This is a genomic window from Stakelama saccharophila, assembly GCF_032229225.1.
GTDB classification, from domain to species: Bacteria; Pseudomonadota; Alphaproteobacteria; order Sphingomonadales; family Sphingomonadaceae; genus Sphingomonas; species Sphingomonas saccharophila.
This window is the reverse complement of sequence record NZ_CP135076.1, coordinates 533,044-548,693: the sequence shown is the minus strand read 5'-3', so window position 1 is coordinate 548,693 and position 15,650 is coordinate 533,044. Positions and strand designations below refer to the sequence as shown.

Genomic DNA, 15,650 nt, shown 5'->3' with positions numbered 1-15,650 from the left:
GGCCGATCTTCGCTCCTCCGCCCGCCGTCCGGTTCCTGATGCGAGAGCAAGGGGTGGCGAATTGCAACCGGACGCCCCACCTCCACGCCATGACCGGATATTCGCTGCTCGATCTCGTCCCCATCGTCGAAGGCGGCGATGCCGCCGCCGCGCTGAACGATGCCGCCGATCTCGCCCGTGTGGCGGAGGAAGCGGGCTATACACGCTACTGGGTCGCCGAACATCACGGCATGCCCGGCATCGCCAGCGCGGCCACGTCGGTCGTGATCGGCCATGTCGCCGGCCGCACCCGCCGCATCCGGGTGGGTGCGGGCGGTATCATGCTGCCCAACCACGCGCCCCTCGTCATCGCCGAGCAGTTCGGCACGCTGGCGGCGCTCTATCCCGGCCGCATCGACCTCGGCCTCGGCCGCGCGCCCGGTTCCGACCAGCGGGTCGCCCGCGCCCTGCGCCGCACACTCGACAGCGATCCCAACGCCTTTCCGCGGGACGTGGTCGAGCTGCAATCCTATTTCGCCGATGACGGCCGCACCGGCATCCGCGCCGTTCCCGGCGGCGGCGCAAACGTGCCGCTCTGGATTCTCGGCTCCAGCCTGTTCGGCGCGCAACTGGCGGCGGCGCTGGGCCTGCCCTATGCGTTCGCCTCGCATTTCGCGCCGGCGGCGCTGGACGATGCGATTGCGCTTTATCGGCGCGATTTCAAGCCGTCGGCGCAGCTCGACCGGCCGCATGTGATGCTCGGCTTCAACGTGTTCGCCGCCGACACGGACGAGGAGGCGCACTATCTCGCCTCTTCGCAGCAACACGCGTTCGTCGCGATCCGCAGCGGCCGCCCGATCCAGCTTCCGCCGCCGGTGGAGCAGTATCGCGAGCGGCTCGGCGAGCAGGGCAATGCCATTCTCGACACGGTGATGGAATGTTCGGCCATCGGCAGCCGCGAAACGGTATCGCGCGCGATCGCGGCCTTTCTGGAGCGCACCGCTGCGGACGAGCTGATGATCACCGGCGCCATGTTCCATGCCGAGGCCCGCCGCAAGAGCGTACGCATCGCCGCCGGAGCCATGCGGGACCTGGCGGAGTCGGGGGCGTCGGACGCCGTCTAGAGGCAAGTTCGACCGACCGTGAACGCCGTGCCGGCCCTTGAGCCGGCTCAGGAAGAGTCTCGTTCAACTCCGTTTCCTTGTGCTCCCGCGAAGGCGGGAGCGGCGGGGATACAGATACCGGTTCCGAACCTGCAGGTTCAGGCAGATCGTGTGCAAAGCTGACAGCATCCGCTTCTAACGCCGCGAACGCGTGGGCGCGTGGAAATCCGGCGGCTTTCCGGCGATCCAATCGAGGAATCGGGCGATATCTGGTTGCGCCCGCAATGCCGCGAGATCGCCGTTCAGGGCGGCCAATTCGCTGTTGCGGCAATGGGCGTGGATGGTCCGATGACAGATCGGGTGCAGCGCGACGGTCCGCCTGCCGCCCCGGCTTTTCGGTACGAGGTGATGCCATTCGACCCGCCGGCCGAGAACCCGGCCGCACAGCGCGCAACGATCGGGTTCGGCTTCCTCTTTGCGCTGCGACGCCTCGGCCTCGGCCAGCGCTGCCCGGCGACGAACTCTGCCGCTCACTTGTCCTTCATGGCGTCGAGCAGCTTCTTGACCTCCTGTGACCGGCCCCTGGGCAGGATCAGGATCTCGTCGCCGTCCGCCACGACGATCAGGTCGTCGACGCCGACCATGGCAACGTGCTTGCCCTCGGCCCGGACGTAGCAATTATTCGTGTCGACCGCGGTGACGGTGCCGTGAAGGGCATTGCCCGCAAGATCGCGATCGGCCAGCAGGTGCAGCGCGTCCCAGCTACCAACGTCGCTCCAACCCATGCGGACCGGGACCACCGCGACGCGATCCGCCTTTTCCATCACCGCGTAATCGATCGAATCCGACGGCGAGCGAGCGAATGCCGCCGGGTCGGGCAGAATATGACGGCCCCTGCGCGCCGCCCCCTCCATCGACCGCCGAACGGCCGCGACGATACCGGGCGCGAACGCCGTCAATGCCTCCAGACAGGCATCGGCGCGGAACAGGAAGATGCCGCCGTTCCAGACGTGATCGCCGCTTGCAAGCATGGCCTCCGCCCCCGCGCGATTCGGCTTTTCGACGAACCGCTCGACCCGGTGCACGCCGTCGCGCAGAGCCTCGCCCACCTTGATGTAGCCATAGCCGGTCTCCGCCGCGTCGGGCGTGATGCCGAAGGTCGCCATCCAGCCGTCGCGGACGAGCGGGAGCGCGGCATCAATCGCGGCGCGAAAGGCGTCGACATCACCGATCACGTGGTCGGAGGGCATGACCAGCAGCGGCGTGTCGTCGCCGCCGACGGCCAGTGCTGCAAGCGCGATCGCGGGGGCCGTATTGCGGCCGGCGGGTTCCAGGATCAGTGCCTGCGGCGTGACGCGAACGTCCGCGAGCTGCGCCTCCACCGCTTCGGCATGTCCGGCATTGGCGACGATCAGCGGATCGGCGAACCGCGCATCGCCATGCATGCGCAAGGCGGTGAGCTGCAACATCGTCTCGGCCGCGGTGAGCGGAAGGAGCTGTTTGGGCCGATGCGCCCGCGACATCGGCCAGAGGCGGGTTCCACCCCCGCCCGATAGAATGACCGGTACGATCCGTTCTGCCATGGCAACTCCCGACTGCGTTCAGGCCGGACAACGCCCGACGATGCCATAATCTTCAGCCTTTGTTTGTCATTTTTTGCGACACATCGGGAGGTGTCGGAGAATCTTACACCCTTTCACGGCGGGACCGGGCGATGATCAGGCTGTTCAAGCACTATGTGCCGAACGCGGTTCTGCTGCTGGGGCTGCTGGACATTCTGGTGCTGATCGCAGCGGCGGAAGGGGGCTGGATCGTCCGAGCCGACCAGGTCGGCATGGCGATCGAGCCGATATCACACCGCATTCCGCAGCTCCTGACCTTCGCTGGCGCACTGGAACTGGCGATGATCGCGGTCGGCGTCTACGGCGCCGATGCGCTGCAGTCGCTGCGTTTCGCCACGGCGCGGCTGCTGGTCGCGGTATCGCTCGGCACCATCTTTCTGTCCGTCATCTTCTTTCTGGTGCCCGCGCTCACCTTCTGGCGGTCGAACCTGCTCTATGCGATGGGACTTGCGCTGGGGTTTCTGATCCTGCTGCGCATCCTGCTTGGAAAGACGCTCGGCAGCCAGGTGTTCAAGCGGCGCGTCGTCGTGCTCGGGGCAGGCGCGCGTGCGGCGCGGATCAAGGCGTTGGCCAAGCAGCCCGGCGCCGCCTTCGCGGTGGTCGGCTATGTCGCCATGAGCGAGAGCAACCGCGTCATTCCTGAAGCGATCGCGCGCGAAGCGATCTACAACCTAGCCGATCACGTCGTTCTTCTGAATGCCTCCGAAGTGGTCCTGGCGCTGGAGGAGCGGCGAAACGCCCTGCCGCTCAAGGACCTGTTGCGGATCAAGACGACCGGCGTCCACGTCAACGAGATCTCCACCTTCCTGGAGCGCGAGACGGGTCGTGTCGACCTCGACAGCGTCAACCCTTCCTGGCTGATCTTTTCCGACGGATTTTCCTCGAGCCGCATGTTGTCGGCGATGTTCAAGCGCGTGTTCGACATCAGCGCGAGTCTGGCGCTGCTCCTGCTCGCCATGCCCGTCATCCTGCTGACCGCGCTCGCCATCCGGATCGACAGCAAGGGGCCCGTCCTCTACCGCCAGCGCCGCATCGGCCGCTACAATGTCGACTTCAGCATCGTGAAGCTGCGGTCGATGCGGACCGACGCCGAAGCGCGCGGCAATGCCGTCTGGGCGGAACGGAACGATCCGCGCGTCACCCGCGTCGGACGGATCATCCGCAAGCTGCGCATCGATGAACTGCCGCAATGCTGGAGCGTGCTGAAGGGCGAGATGAGCTTCGTCGGCCCGCGGCCCGAGCGGCCGCAATTCGTTGCCGATCTGGAACAGCAACTCCCTTATTATGCCGAGCGGCACATGGTGAAGCCGGGTATCACCGGCTGGGCGCAGATCAACTATCCCTATGGCGCATCGACCGAGGATGCGCGGCAGAAGCTCGAATACGATCTCTACTACGCCAAGAACTATTCCCCCTTTCTCGACCTGCTGATCCTGCTCCAGACGATCCGCGTGGTCCTCTTTCCCGACGGCGCGCGCTGAGGCGATGACGGCGCTCCTGAGCCTTTCCGGCCACGCGCTCGCCGCGCTGTTCTTCGCCGTGCTGGCGCTCTGGGCATGGCGGCGCGACCGGCCGCCCCTCCCCCGCACGCGGTTCGTGGCGGCACTCGGATTGACCGCCTTGTGGGCGCTGAGCGTCGCCTGCATGGGCGAGGGCGAACGGGGGCCGGTCGTCGTCGCGGTGCTGAGGGATCTCGCCTGGCTGTTCCTGCTGCTGAGAATGCACCGCGACATCGGCGGCGGTCGCGGCTCCTTCGCGCTGGGCAGCGTCCACGCGATGGTGATGGGCGTAATCGTCGTCGCTGGCCTGTCGAGCCTGTCGACCATCCCGGCGGCACAGTCCATCGGCATATTGCTGCGCCTGCTGGCCCTGATGGGTGCCCTGCTGCTGGTCCAGAACCTGCACGGCGGACAGGCGATGCCCGGCCGGTTCACCTTTGCCGGGCTCGCGACGCTGTGGGTCGCGGACTGCATCGTATGCGCCGTCACCTATGCCGGCGGCGGCGGCGGCGAGGCCCTGTTGCTGGCCCGCGCGATCGCCGTGCTCGTCGCGGCCGCCCTGCTGGCGGTGGCACTGCTTCGGCCCGCCGAAGCCGCCGGCATGCGCCTGTCGCGCGCGGTGACCTATCGGTCCTTGTCGGCTCTCGCCATCGGCGCCTATCTCGGCCTCATCGCGCTGATCACGAGCGTGATCGGCGCGATCGGCGGCGCGCATGTGCGCATCTGGCAGACGGCGCTCATCATCGGTGCGACGACGGCCGCCCTGACGCTGGTTTCCAGCCCCTGGCTGCGCGCCTGGGTCAAGGTGAAGCTCGCCAAGCACTTCTTTCACCACCGCTACGACTATCGCGACGAATGGATTCGCTTCACGGAGACGCTCGGGCGCCCGGACGTCCAGAATTCGCTGGAACAGCGCATCGTCAAGGCGGTGGCCGATCTGGTCGACGCCCCCGCCGGTCTGCTGCTCGTGCCGGATGGCGATGGTCTGGGCGCCGGCCCGGACTGGAACTGGCGCGACGATCCGCCGCTTGCCGGCCGCAGCATCGAACTCGTCGCCCATCTCTCGAAAAGCCGCCGCATCATTGAGCTGGACGCTGTGCGGGCCGGGCGGGCGGACCGGCGGGACCTGGCCGCCGTGCCCGGCTGGCTGACGGCGCATGACAGCGCCTGGGTGCTGGTGCCGCTGCCGCATTTCGACCAGTTGGTCGGCGCGATCCTCTTGTCGCGCCCCGCCCTCGCCCGCCCGCTGGACTGGGAAGATTTCGATCTGTTGCGCATCGCCGGGCAGCAGGTGGCGAGCTACCTCGCCGAAGCGCGCGCGCACGACGCGCTGGCCGAAGCCCGCCGGTTCGAGGAGTTCAATCGCCGCTTCGCCTTCATCCTGCACGACATCAAGAATCTGGTGAGCCAGCTCACCCTCGTCGCGCGCAATGCCGAACGCCATGCCGACAATCCTGACTTCCGCGCCGATATGGTGGCCACGCTGCGGGAATCGTCGGACCGGATGACGGAATTGCTCGCGCGGCTGTCACAGCGCGAATCGGTGGCGGCGGGCGATGTCCGGCCGATCGACGTGGTCGCGGTGGTCGAACATGTGGCGCAGTCCAAGCGTGCCCGGCATCCCGTGGCGTGCGCGGGGGAGCCGCGTGCGGTCGCGGCGGCCGATCCGGTCCGGCTGGAGCAGGTGCTGACGCATCTCGTCCAGAACGCGATCGAGGCGAGCGGCCCCGGCGAACCCGTGACGCTCGACGTCGGCGAAGACGACGGCATCGTTCATATCGACGTGATCGACCGGGGCTGCGGGATGGCGCCAGCATTCGTGCGCGACCGGTTGTTCAAGCCGTTCGTCACCGAAAAGCCCGGCGGCTTCGGCATCGGCGCCTTCGAGGCGCGACAACTGACCCTGGCGATGGGGGGGCGGCTCGACGTCACGAGCCGGGAAGGCGAGGGCACGCGCTTCCGCCTCACCCTCGACGCTGCGGAGATATCGCAGGAGATGGAACAAGCGGCATGACGGGCGAGATACCGAAATTGCTGATCGTCGAGGACGATCCCGGTCTGCAGCGCCAGTTGCGCTGGGCCTATGACGGATACGAAATCCTGGTGGCGTCGGATCGTTCCGACGCCATCGCGCAACTCCGCGCGGAGGAGCCGCAGGTCGTCACGCTCGACCTGGGATTGCCGCCCGACCCCGACGGCGTGTCGGAAGGCTTCGCCGCGCTGGAGGATATCCGCCGCCTGGCGCCCGATGCGAAGGTTATCGTCGCCTCCGGCCACGGCGAACGCGACAGCGCCTTGAAGGCGATCGCCGCCGGCGCCTGGGATTTCTATACCAAGCCGATCGATATCGACGCGCTGGGCCTGATCGTCAGCCGCGCCTTCCACGTCCATGCGCTGGAGGCGGAAAACCGGCGACTGGCCGCGCGTGGCGGCACTACCACGGCGCCCGGCGGCATGATCACCGCGGCGCCCGAGATGCTGAGCGTGACGCGGACCATCGAGCGGGTAGCGGCAGCCGACGTTTCGGTGCTGCTGCTGGGGGCCAGCGGCACCGGCAAGGAATTGCTGGCCCGCGGCCTGCATGATCAGAGCGCGCGTGATCGCGACGCCTTCGTCGCGATCAATTGCGCCGCCATTCCCGAGGCGCTGCTCGAAAGCGAACTGTTCGGCCATGAAAAGGGGGCGTTCACGGGTGCGGTGAAGACGACGCCCGGCAAGATCGAACAAGCAGGTGGCGGCACGCTGTTCCTCGACGAGGTCGGCGACATTCCGCTGGCGTTGCAGGTGAAGCTGCTGCGCTTCCTGCAGGAGCGCGTGATCGAGCGGATCGGCGGGCGCAGGCCGATCCCGGTCGATACCCGCATCGTGTGCGCAACCCATCAGGACCTGGACGCCATGGTGGCAGACGGTCGGTTCCGCGAGGATCTCTATTACCGGCTGGCCGAAATCGTCGTGCGAATCCCCGCGCTGGCGGAGCGTCCCGGCGACGCCGCATTGCTGGCCCGCCACTTCCTGCACCGGCACGGGGAAGCGATGAAGCGGCCGCTCAGGGGGTTTGCGCCGGACGCCCTGGCGGCGATCGATACGCACGATTGGCCCGGCAATGTCCGCGAACTGGAAAACCGGGTGAAGCGCGCGGTGATCATGGCCGACGGCAAGCTGGTGACGGCTGCCGACCTCGATCTCGCCGAGCCTGCGGGCGAGCCGATCAACCTGAAGGCGATCCGCGAACGCGCCGACCGCAAGGCGATCCGCCACGCACTCGCGCGCAGCGACGGCAACATCTCCGGCACCGCCCGCCTGCTCGGCATCAGCCGGCCGACGCTCTACGACCTCATGAAGAATTATGATCTTCAGCCCTGATCGGCGCCTGCTGCGACCGGTCGCCATGGGCGGCGGTGCCGCGCTGCTCGCGCTCCTGCTCTGCGTTGCCGGGCTCGCCGCCTTCCGGCCTGCCGCCGCCGAACCACAAGCGGCGCAACAGGCGCTGGCGAAGGCGACGGGACTGCTGGCCGCCGGAAATGCCAGCGGCGCCCGGGACGCCGCGCTGGCCGCGACGCGGGATGCGCCCGACTGGGGCAAGGCGCTTGCTGTTCTGGCCCGCGCGCACCTGGCGCTGGGCGATGGCGCCGCCGCCGAGGCCACGCTCGGCCGCGCCGTGGCCGCCGGCTTCGCGCGCGATGCGGCGCTACCCGATTATGCCGCAGCCTATGTGCTGCAGGGCCAGCCCGAACGCGCCCTGGATACGCTCGACCGGATCGACGGCCCACCGGACGCGCAAATGCTAGACACCCGTGGGCGCGCGCTGCAGGCCATGGGCGATTTCGAGGCCGCGCGCGACGCGTTCGAAGCGGCCGCCGAGCTGGCTCCCGACGATGCGCGAGCCTGGATCGCGCTGGCCCGCTTTCGCCGTGCCGCCGGCGACGTGGCGGGTGCGATCGTCGCCAGCCGCCGGGCGGTGGCGGCCGATCGGAACTTTCCCGAAGCGCTCTATGTCCGGGCCGGGCTGGTGCGCGAACAATATGGCCTGACGGCCTCACTGCCCTGGTACGAAGCCGCGTTGCAGGGCGACCCCGGCCGCGCCGGCATCCTGCTCGATTATGCCGCGACGCTGGGCGAGGTCGGGCGCGCGCGCGACATGCTCGCCGCCGTGCGAAAGGCGATGGCGATCCGCCCCGGCGACGCCGAAGGATTCTATCTTCAGGCCGTACTGGCCGCGCGTGCCGGAAAATTCGATCTCGCCCGCTCTATCCTGCAACGCGCCGGCGACGCTGCGGCCGGGATACCCGGCGCGCTGCTGCTGGCCGGTGCGCTCGACATCGAAGCCGGCGGCTACCAACAGGCGATCGAGGGATTGCACGAACTGGTCGCGCGACAGCCCACCAACCTGGCCGCGCGGCGGCTGCTGGGCCTGGCCTATCTTCACGGCGGGGCCACGGCGGACGCGATCGACCTGCTGCGCCCGATGGCGGCGCGCGACGATGCCGACAGCTACACGCTTTCCCTGTTCGCGCGTGCGCTGGAGGAAACGGGCGACCACGCCGCGGCGGCACGCTATCTGGACCGTGCGGCACGGCCGATGCGCGGCCGGTCGCACATATTCAGCGCCGATGACAGCCTGGCGGTGCTGCGGACCGCAGCGGCCGAGGCGCCCGGCGACATCGCCGCGCAGATCGCACTGGTCCGCGGCCTGATCGCTTCCGGTGCCGACGCCGAAGCCCAAAAGGCTGCCGACGCGCTGGCCGCCGATCATCCCGGCGCGCCGCAAAGCCATATATTGACGGGCGACGTGCTGATGGCACGCGGCCGTTTTGCCGGTGCGGCCGAAGCCTATGCACAAGCGGCCGATATTCGCTTCGACGAACCGGTCATGCTCCGCCTGGTCGAGGCGCTGGACCGCACCGGCCGGCGCGAGGCGGCCACGAACGTGCTGGCGCTGTTCCTGTCGCAGAACCCGATAAACGTCGCCGCGCTTCGCCTCGCCGGTCACTGGCAGCTCGCCGCCGGGGATTTCGACGCGGCGATCGCGACGCTGGAAGCACTGCGCCGGCGGATCGGCGACGGCGACGCCGCCGTGCTGGCCGAATTGGCGACCGCACATGCCGGCGCGGGCGATGCGGCGACCGGCGTCGACTATGGAAAGGCGGCCTTTGCACTCGCGCCGGCCAATCCGGCCGTCGCGGACGCCTATGGGTGGGCGCTGCTCCAGGCCGGTCGCAAGGAAGACGCGCGACAATTGCTGCTGAAGGCGGTTCGCATGGCGCCCGACCATGCCGGGCTGCGCTGGCATCTGGCCCAGGCCTATGCCGCGCTGGGACGCACCGGCGATGCCGCCGAACAGGCCCGCGCGGCACTGTCGCACGACGGCTTTCGCGATCGCCAGGCGGCAGAGGCGCTGGTGCGCGCCACTGCTTGAGCATGGCCGCGCAGCGGCTATAGCGGCACCATGTTCGATCGTATCGCCGCCGCCCTGGAACGACTCGCTCCGCCGCCACCGCCATCGGCGGACCCGCTGGCCCATCCTGCCTATCTCTGGCGCGACCATGTCCTGACCGCGGCGCGCGCCTTCACCCCGCTGCCGCTCGACATGCTGCGCGGCGTCGATTCCCAGAAGCAGGCGCTGGTAGACAATCTCGACCGGCTGGCGCGCGGTGTCGCCGCGCAGGATGCGTTGCTGTGGGGCGCGCGCGGGACGGGCAAATCGGCTCTCGTCAAAAGCGCGGTGGGCGCGTTGCAGGCGGACGACGCCCCGCTGGCCCTGATCGAAGCGGGCACGGCCCTCGACAGCCTGCCGGAGCTGTTCGCGGAAATCGCGCCGGTGAACCGCGCCTTCGCCATCTTCATCGACGATCTCGGTTTCGACGGCGTGTCGGAGGCGCGGACCTTGCGCTCCCTTCTGGAGGGCGGCGCGGAGGCGCGGCCCGCCAATGCGCGCCTGATCGTGACCGCCAATCGCCGCCACCTCGTCCCACGCGACATCGCCGAACAGGACAGCGCGATCAATCCACGCGATTCGATCGACGATCAGTTGGCGCTCGCCGACCGGTTCGGCCTCAGCCTCGGCTTTCACGCGATCGACCAGGACGGGTATCTGGCCATCGTCGAAGGCTATGCCGCGGCCCACGGCCTTCCCTTCGACCCGGCGGAGGCGGTCAACTGGGCGACCCGGCGCGGCAGCCGGTCGGGCCGGGTGGCCTGGCAATATATCGTCGATCTCGCGGGACGCGCCGGCAAGGCGCTATAGCCTTGCTCAGCCGAGCTTTTCGACCTGCTCGGCCAGTTCCAGCCACCGCATTTCAGCCGTTTCCTTTTCTTCCCGCGCCTTTTCGACCGCCCTGGTGAGCGCGGCGAAGCGGTCGGGGTCGCGGGTATAGAGGTCGGGATCGGCGAGGAATGTCTCATCGCGCGCGATCGCGGCGTCGATCTCCTCGATCCTCTCCGGGATCAGATCATAGTCGCGCTGGTCCTTGTAGCTGAGCTTGGCCTGCTTCTGCTTCGGCGGCGCAGGTGTGCCGCCGCCGGATTTCCCCGCCGTCTTCTTCTGCGGCTTCGGCCGGCGCTTCGCCTCCCAATCGGCATAGCCGCCGGCGATGATGTCGATATGGCCGCTGCCGTCGAGGCCCAGCGTCATCGTCACCGTGCGATCCAGAAAGTCGCGATCGTGGCTGACGATCAGGACGGTGCCCTCATAATCGGCGATGACCTCCTGCAGCAGATCGAGCGTTTCGAGATCGAGGTCGTTGGTCGGTTCGTCGAGCACTAGCAGATTCGATCGCCGCGCGAATTCGCGCGCCAGCAGCAGGCGCGAGCGCTCGCCGCCCGACAGCGTGCCGACCTTGGCGTCGGCCAGGCCGGGTTCGAACAGGAAGTCCTTGAGATAGCCCTGGATGTGCTTGCGGCTACCGCGCACGTCGATCCAGTCGCCGCCGTCCGCGAGCACGTCGCGGATGCGCTTTTCCGGCTGCATCAGGCTGCGCTGCTGGTCGATGACCACGCCGTCCAGCGTCTTCGCCTGCGTCACGCTGCCCTCATCGGGCACGATCTCGCCGGTGAGCAGCTTCAGCAGCGTCGTCTTGCCGGCACCGTTGGCGCCGACGATGCCGATCCGATCACCGCGCTGAATGCGCAGGGTGAAGTCGCGAATGATGGTGCGGTCGCCGTATCGCTTGCTCGCATGCTGCGCGTCGATCACCACCTTCGACCTGGTATCGTCGCTCGCCACCGCCAGCTTGGCGGTGCCTTGCGGCCCCAGCATCGCCGCGCGCTGGGCACGCATCTCCATCAGCTTTTCCAGCCGGCCCATGTTGCGCTTGCGCCGCGCCGTCACGCCGCGGTGCAGCCAGTGCTCCTCGATCTTCAGCTTGGCGTCGAGCTTTTGCGCGGCGCGTTCCTCTTCCGCCTGCACCTGCTCGGTCCAGGCCTCGAACCCGCCGAAGCCGATCTCGTTGCGGCGGATCTGACCACGATCGAGCCACAATGTCTGGCGGGTCAGGCGCGTCAGGAAGGTGCGGTCGTGGCTGATGGCGATGAACGCGCCGGAATAGCGGCCGAGCCAGCCTTCCAGCCAGTCGATCGCGGCGATGTCGAGATGGTTGGTCGGCTCGTCAAGCAACAGCAGGTCGGGCTTCTGCGCCAGCGCGCGCGCAATGGCGGCGCGGCGCCGCTCACCGCCGCTCGCCGTTACCGCCTCGCGCCCCAGGTCGATGCCGATCTGGTCGGCGATTGCCTCCGCCTCGTGCCGGGCGGGGGCATCGTCGCCCGAAAGGACGAAATCGAGCAGCGTGTCGTACTTCGCGACCGCCGGTTCCTGCTCCAGGAGCACGACATGGGTGCCGGGCACGATCACGCGGCGGCCCTCATCCGCCTCGATCTGCCCGGCGATCAGGCGCAGGAGCGTCGTCTTGCCCGCGCCGTTCCGGCCGATCAGCGCCAGCCGGTCGCGCTGGCCGATGAACAGGTCGAGGCCGCGGAACAGCCATCCTGCACCCTGCTGCAGGCCCAGGCCTTCGTAACTGAGTATCGGAGCCGCCATCGTGCGCCGCAGGTAGGCGGCGGCGCGGCGCACCGCAAGCGCCGCGGCATTCACCGGCGATACATTCACAGGCTGTTCAACGCGGCGCCGCTATGCCACCAGCAATGACCATGGTCCTGAAATCCTTCCTGATTGCGGGCGCGCTTTGTGGCGTGGCGCCGACGGCCGCCGAAGGCGCCGTCCCGCAGCACCGCCGGGAGGATCAGAACGCGGCGCTGGAAGGGCGCCGGTCCGGGCGCATTCTGCCGGTGCGCGAGATCGAGCGCCGGGTGTTGCCGTCGATGCACGGCGCCAAATATCTCGGCTTCGATTTCGATTCGGCCACGACCATTTACACGCTCAAGTTCCTGCGCGATGGATCGGTCATCTGGGTCGATGTGGATGGCCGCTCCGGGCACGTACTGCGCCGGTCCGACCGATGACGCGGCTTCGGACCGCGAAATAAGGGGAAGAATATGCGCGTTCTGATTGTCGAGGACGAACCCAATCTGGGCCAGCAGCTTCGCACCACGCTGGAAAATGCGGGCTATGCCATCGATCTGGCCACCAACGGCGAAGATGGCCATTTCCTGGGCTCGACAGAGGATTACGACGCGATCGTGCTCGATCTCGGCCTGCCCGAGATCGACGGCCTCACCGTGCTCGACCGCTGGCGCAAGGAAGGAAAGGGCACGCCCGTTCTCGTCCTGACCGCGCGCGACAGTTGGTCGGACAAGGTCGCCGGGCTCGACGCCGGCGCCGACGATTACGTCGCCAAGCCGTTCCAGACGGAGGAACTGATCGCCCGCCTGCGCGCGCTCATCCGCCGCGCCTCGGGCAATGCCTCGTCCGAACTGACCGCGGGCGACATCCGGCTCGACACCCGGTCGGGCAAGGTCACGCGCGGCGGCGAGCCGGTGAAGCTGACGGCGCAGGAATATAAGCTGCTGAGCTATTTGCTGCATCACAAGGGCAAGGTGGTCAGCCGCACCGAGCTGATCGAGCACATCTATGACCAGGATTTCGACCGCGATTCGAACACGATCGAGGTGTTCGTCACCCGCATCCGCAAGAAGCTGGGCGCCGAGGTGATCACCACGATCCGCGGCCTGGGCTACAGCCTCGAGGATCCCGAGGAGCGCGAGGCGGCGCAATAAGTCCGCCGGTTCGAGCGAGGCCCCGTTGGCGGAAATCGAAGCGCAACCGCGACCCTATGTCCGGATCACCGGCTCGCTGAGCCGGCGCATGATCGTCATCGCGACGATCTGGATCCTCGTACTGCTGACCGGCGGCGGCTTCGCGCTGGACCGCATCCTGACGAGCGCCGTCACCCGCAATTTCGACGACCAGCTCGAATATCTGCTGAACTCGATGATCGTCTCGGCACAGATCGATTCGAACGGCGAGGTCATGTTCGACCGGCCGCTGGGCGATCAGCGCTTTCTGGAACCCTATTCCGGCCTTTACTGGCAGGTCAGCGGCGGCGGTTTTCAGCCCTTCCCTTCGCGCTCGCTGTGGGATCGGTATCTGAAGGTCGACGATCAGCCGCATCGCGGCGGCGCCTACATCTATAACAGCAACCAGTTTCCCGACCAGCAGCTTCGCATCGTCGAGCGCGAGGTGAAACTGCCCGGATCGCCGATCTGGTGGCGTTTCCAGGTGGCGCAGAAGCGCGACGCGCTGGATGCCCAGATCGCCGCCCTGCGCCGGACACTGGTGCGCAGCTTCCTGCTGCTCGGCCTCGGGCTGGTGGTGATGGCGGGGCTGCAGATCTGGTACGGCCTGCTGCCGCTGCGCCGGCTCCGTCTCGCGATCCAGCGGCTGCGATCGGGCGAGGAAGCCCGGCTCGAAGGCGCCATGCCGGCCGAGATCGCGCCGATGGTCGAGGAACTCAACGCACTCGTCGCCCATAACGACCGGCAGGCGGAGGAGGCGCGGCGCCATGCCGGCAATCTCGCCCATGCGCTGAAGACGCCGCTTACCGTCATCATGAACGCGGCCACGGCCCAGTCCGGGCCGCTGTCGGACACCGTGATCCGCGAAGCCCGGGCGATGCGGCGCCATGTCGATCACCATCTTGCCCGTGCCCGCGCGGTGGGGCGGCGCGGCTCGTCGCACAGCCGGGCGGACGTCTGGGCCTCGATCGACGCGGTCGAGCGCGCCGTATCGCGCCTGTATCCGCACCTGCGCATCGACACGGACGGGCAGAAGGATCTCATCGCCCGGATCGAACGGCAGGATCTCGACGAAATGCTCGGCAACCTCGTGGAAAATGCCGCGAAATACGGCGGCGGCAGCGTGTTTCTCACCGCCGGCGCCGATGCCGGCTTCATCGAGATCCTGATCGAGGACGACGGCGCCGGCATCCCCGATTCCGATCGCCACAAGCTGTTCGAACGCGGCGCGCGGCTCGACACCGGCAAACCCGGCACCGGCCTCGGCCTCGCCATCGTCCGCGACGTCGTGGAAATCTACGAAGGCACGGTCACGCTCGAGGAAAGCGAGGATCTTGGCGGGTTGCTCGTCCGGCTCCGCCTTCCGGCCGCCGCCTGACCCGGCGCTTGCCCCGCCGGGCTCAGTGGCCGCGACAGGCCAGCGCGTCCAGAATGTCGTCGATCCGCGCCGCGTCGCCGGCCGCCACGACCTCGCCGTTGCTGTCGGCATGCAGCGGGTCGCCCGACCAATCGCACATGCGCCCGCCCGCGCCTTCGACGATCGGAACCAGGGCAGCGAAGTCGTAGAGCTTCAACTGCGCCTCGACGACGATGTCGAGATGCCCCGATGCAAGACAGCCGTAATTATAGCAATCCCCGCCGAGGACCGTACTGCGCACCGCCGCGTCGAGATGTTCGAAGGCGTGAAGCTGCGCATCGTCGAACATCGCCGGCGACGTGGTGGCGAGCAGCGCCTGCGACAATTCCCGGCAGGGCCGCGTCGTCGCCCTTTCGCCGTTCAGCAGGGTCGGGCGGCCGGTAACGCCGATCCAACGCTCCTTCAGGATGGGCTGATCGATAACGCCCAGCACCGGCCAGCCCTGGTCGACGAGCGCGATCAGCGTGCCGAAAATAGGCCGACCCGAGATGAAGGCGCGGGTGCCGTCGATCGGGTCCAGAATCCAGCTCCTGCCGCTCGATCCCTCCCGTTCCCCCTCTTCCTCGCCCAGAATGGCGTCCATCGGCCGTTCGGCGACGATCAGGCTGCGCATCGCCGCTTCCGCCGCCCGGTCGGCTGCCGTGACGGGCGAATCGTCGGCTTTCGTCTCCAGGCCGTGATCGGCGCGAAAGAGCGGCCGGATCGCGGCGCCGGCAGCGTCGGCGAGGCGGTGCGCGAGTTCTATGTCGGTGCGGTCGAGGGCCATGGCGCCTGCCTAGCGATCGCGATCCGGTTGCGCCAGCGGGCGATCGCGGTCACGGTCGTGTAACAGGCCGAACGCAAG

The 15,650-nt window shown here is 68.2% G+C and carries 13 protein-coding genes; 9 read left to right on the top strand and 4 right to left on the bottom strand.

Annotated features, from left to right (window positions below; translation table 11 throughout):
• Positions 1-89: 89 nt before the first annotated feature.
• Positions 90-1,103, top strand: a complete 1,014-nt coding sequence (locus tag RPR59_RS02465; RefSeq protein WP_313916317.1) for an LLM class flavin-dependent oxidoreductase — start codon at positions 90-92, stop codon at positions 1,101-1,103.
• A gap of 174 nt (positions 1,104-1,277) precedes the next feature.
• Here the strand turns inward: RPR59_RS02465 and RPR59_RS02460 are convergent, their stop codons facing one another.
• Positions 1,278-1,586 carry an HNH endonuclease gene (locus RPR59_RS02460; RefSeq protein ID WP_313918292.1) on the bottom strand — a complete coding sequence of 103 codons (309 nt, stop codon included), beginning with the start codon at positions 1,584-1,586 and terminating at the stop codon, positions 1,278-1,280.
• 26 nt (positions 1,587-1,612) lie between these two features.
• Positions 1,613-2,665: a mannose-1-phosphate guanylyltransferase/mannose-6-phosphate isomerase gene (locus RPR59_RS02455; RefSeq protein ID WP_313916315.1), complete on the bottom strand. Its 1,053-nt coding sequence runs from the start codon at positions 2,663-2,665 to the stop codon at positions 1,613-1,615.
• A 131-nt stretch (positions 2,666-2,796) separates the two neighbouring features.
• Between RPR59_RS02455 and RPR59_RS02450 the strand changes: the two genes are divergently transcribed.
• From RPR59_RS02450 to RPR59_RS02430, 5 genes are read left to right on the top strand one after another with little or no spacing between them, the layout of a single operon-like run.
• On the top strand, positions 2,797-4,185 hold the full coding sequence (locus tag RPR59_RS02450; RefSeq protein WP_313916313.1) for a TIGR03013 family XrtA/PEP-CTERM system glycosyltransferase: 1,389 nt from the start codon (positions 2,797-2,799) through the stop codon (positions 4,183-4,185).
• Between the two features lie 4 nt (positions 4,186-4,189).
• Complete coding sequence (gene prsK / locus RPR59_RS02445; protein WP_313916311.1) at positions 4,190-6,217, top strand: XrtA/PEP-CTERM system histidine kinase PrsK; 2,028 nt, start codon at positions 4,190-4,192, stop codon at positions 6,215-6,217.
• Positions 6,214-7,566, top strand: coding sequence for a PEP-CTERM-box response regulator transcription factor (gene prsR, locus RPR59_RS02440; RefSeq protein WP_313916309.1), 1,353 nt, complete (start codon positions 6,214-6,216; stop codon positions 7,564-7,566). The genes prsK and prsR overlap by 4 nt, the downstream gene beginning before the upstream one ends.
• Positions 7,550-9,619: a tetratricopeptide repeat protein gene (locus tag RPR59_RS02435; RefSeq protein ID WP_313916306.1), complete on the top strand. Its 2,070-nt coding sequence runs from the start codon at positions 7,550-7,552 to the stop codon at positions 9,617-9,619. The genes prsR and RPR59_RS02435 overlap by 17 nt, the downstream gene beginning before the upstream one ends.
• Before the next feature lie 30 nt (positions 9,620-9,649).
• Positions 9,650-10,447 (top strand): ATP-binding protein, encoded by a 798-nt coding sequence (locus RPR59_RS02430; protein WP_313916304.1) that lies wholly within the window; start codon positions 9,650-9,652, stop codon positions 10,445-10,447.
• Between the two features lie 6 nt (positions 10,448-10,453).
• Here the strand turns inward: RPR59_RS02430 and RPR59_RS02425 are convergent, their stop codons facing one another.
• Positions 10,454-12,235, bottom strand: coding sequence for an ABC-F family ATP-binding cassette domain-containing protein (locus RPR59_RS02425; RefSeq protein ID WP_313918290.1), 1,782 nt, complete (start codon positions 12,233-12,235; stop codon positions 10,454-10,456).
• A 104-nt stretch (positions 12,236-12,339) separates the two neighbouring features.
• Here RPR59_RS02425 and RPR59_RS02420 point away from each other — a divergent pair, with 104 nt between their 5' ends.
• From RPR59_RS02420 to RPR59_RS02410, 3 genes are all read left to right on the top strand, one after another.
• Positions 12,340-12,657, top strand: coding sequence for a hypothetical protein (locus tag RPR59_RS02420; RefSeq protein WP_313916302.1), 318 nt, complete (start codon positions 12,340-12,342; stop codon positions 12,655-12,657).
• 33 nt (positions 12,658-12,690) lie between these two features.
• Positions 12,691-13,371 carry a response regulator transcription factor gene (locus RPR59_RS02415; protein ID WP_313916300.1) on the top strand — a complete coding sequence of 227 codons (681 nt, stop codon included), beginning with the start codon at positions 12,691-12,693 and terminating at the stop codon, positions 13,369-13,371.
• 88 nt (positions 13,372-13,459) lie between these two features.
• Positions 13,460-14,767: a sensor histidine kinase gene (locus tag RPR59_RS02410; protein ID WP_313918288.1), complete on the top strand. Its 1,308-nt coding sequence runs from the start codon at positions 13,460-13,462 to the stop codon at positions 14,765-14,767.
• A gap of 22 nt (positions 14,768-14,789) precedes the next feature.
• On the opposite strand, the gene hisN is transcribed toward RPR59_RS02410, so the two are convergent.
• Positions 14,790-15,572: a histidinol-phosphatase gene (gene hisN / locus RPR59_RS02405; protein ID WP_313916298.1), complete on the bottom strand. Its 783-nt coding sequence runs from the start codon at positions 15,570-15,572 to the stop codon at positions 14,790-14,792.
• Between the last annotated feature and the right edge of the window lie 78 nt (positions 15,573-15,650).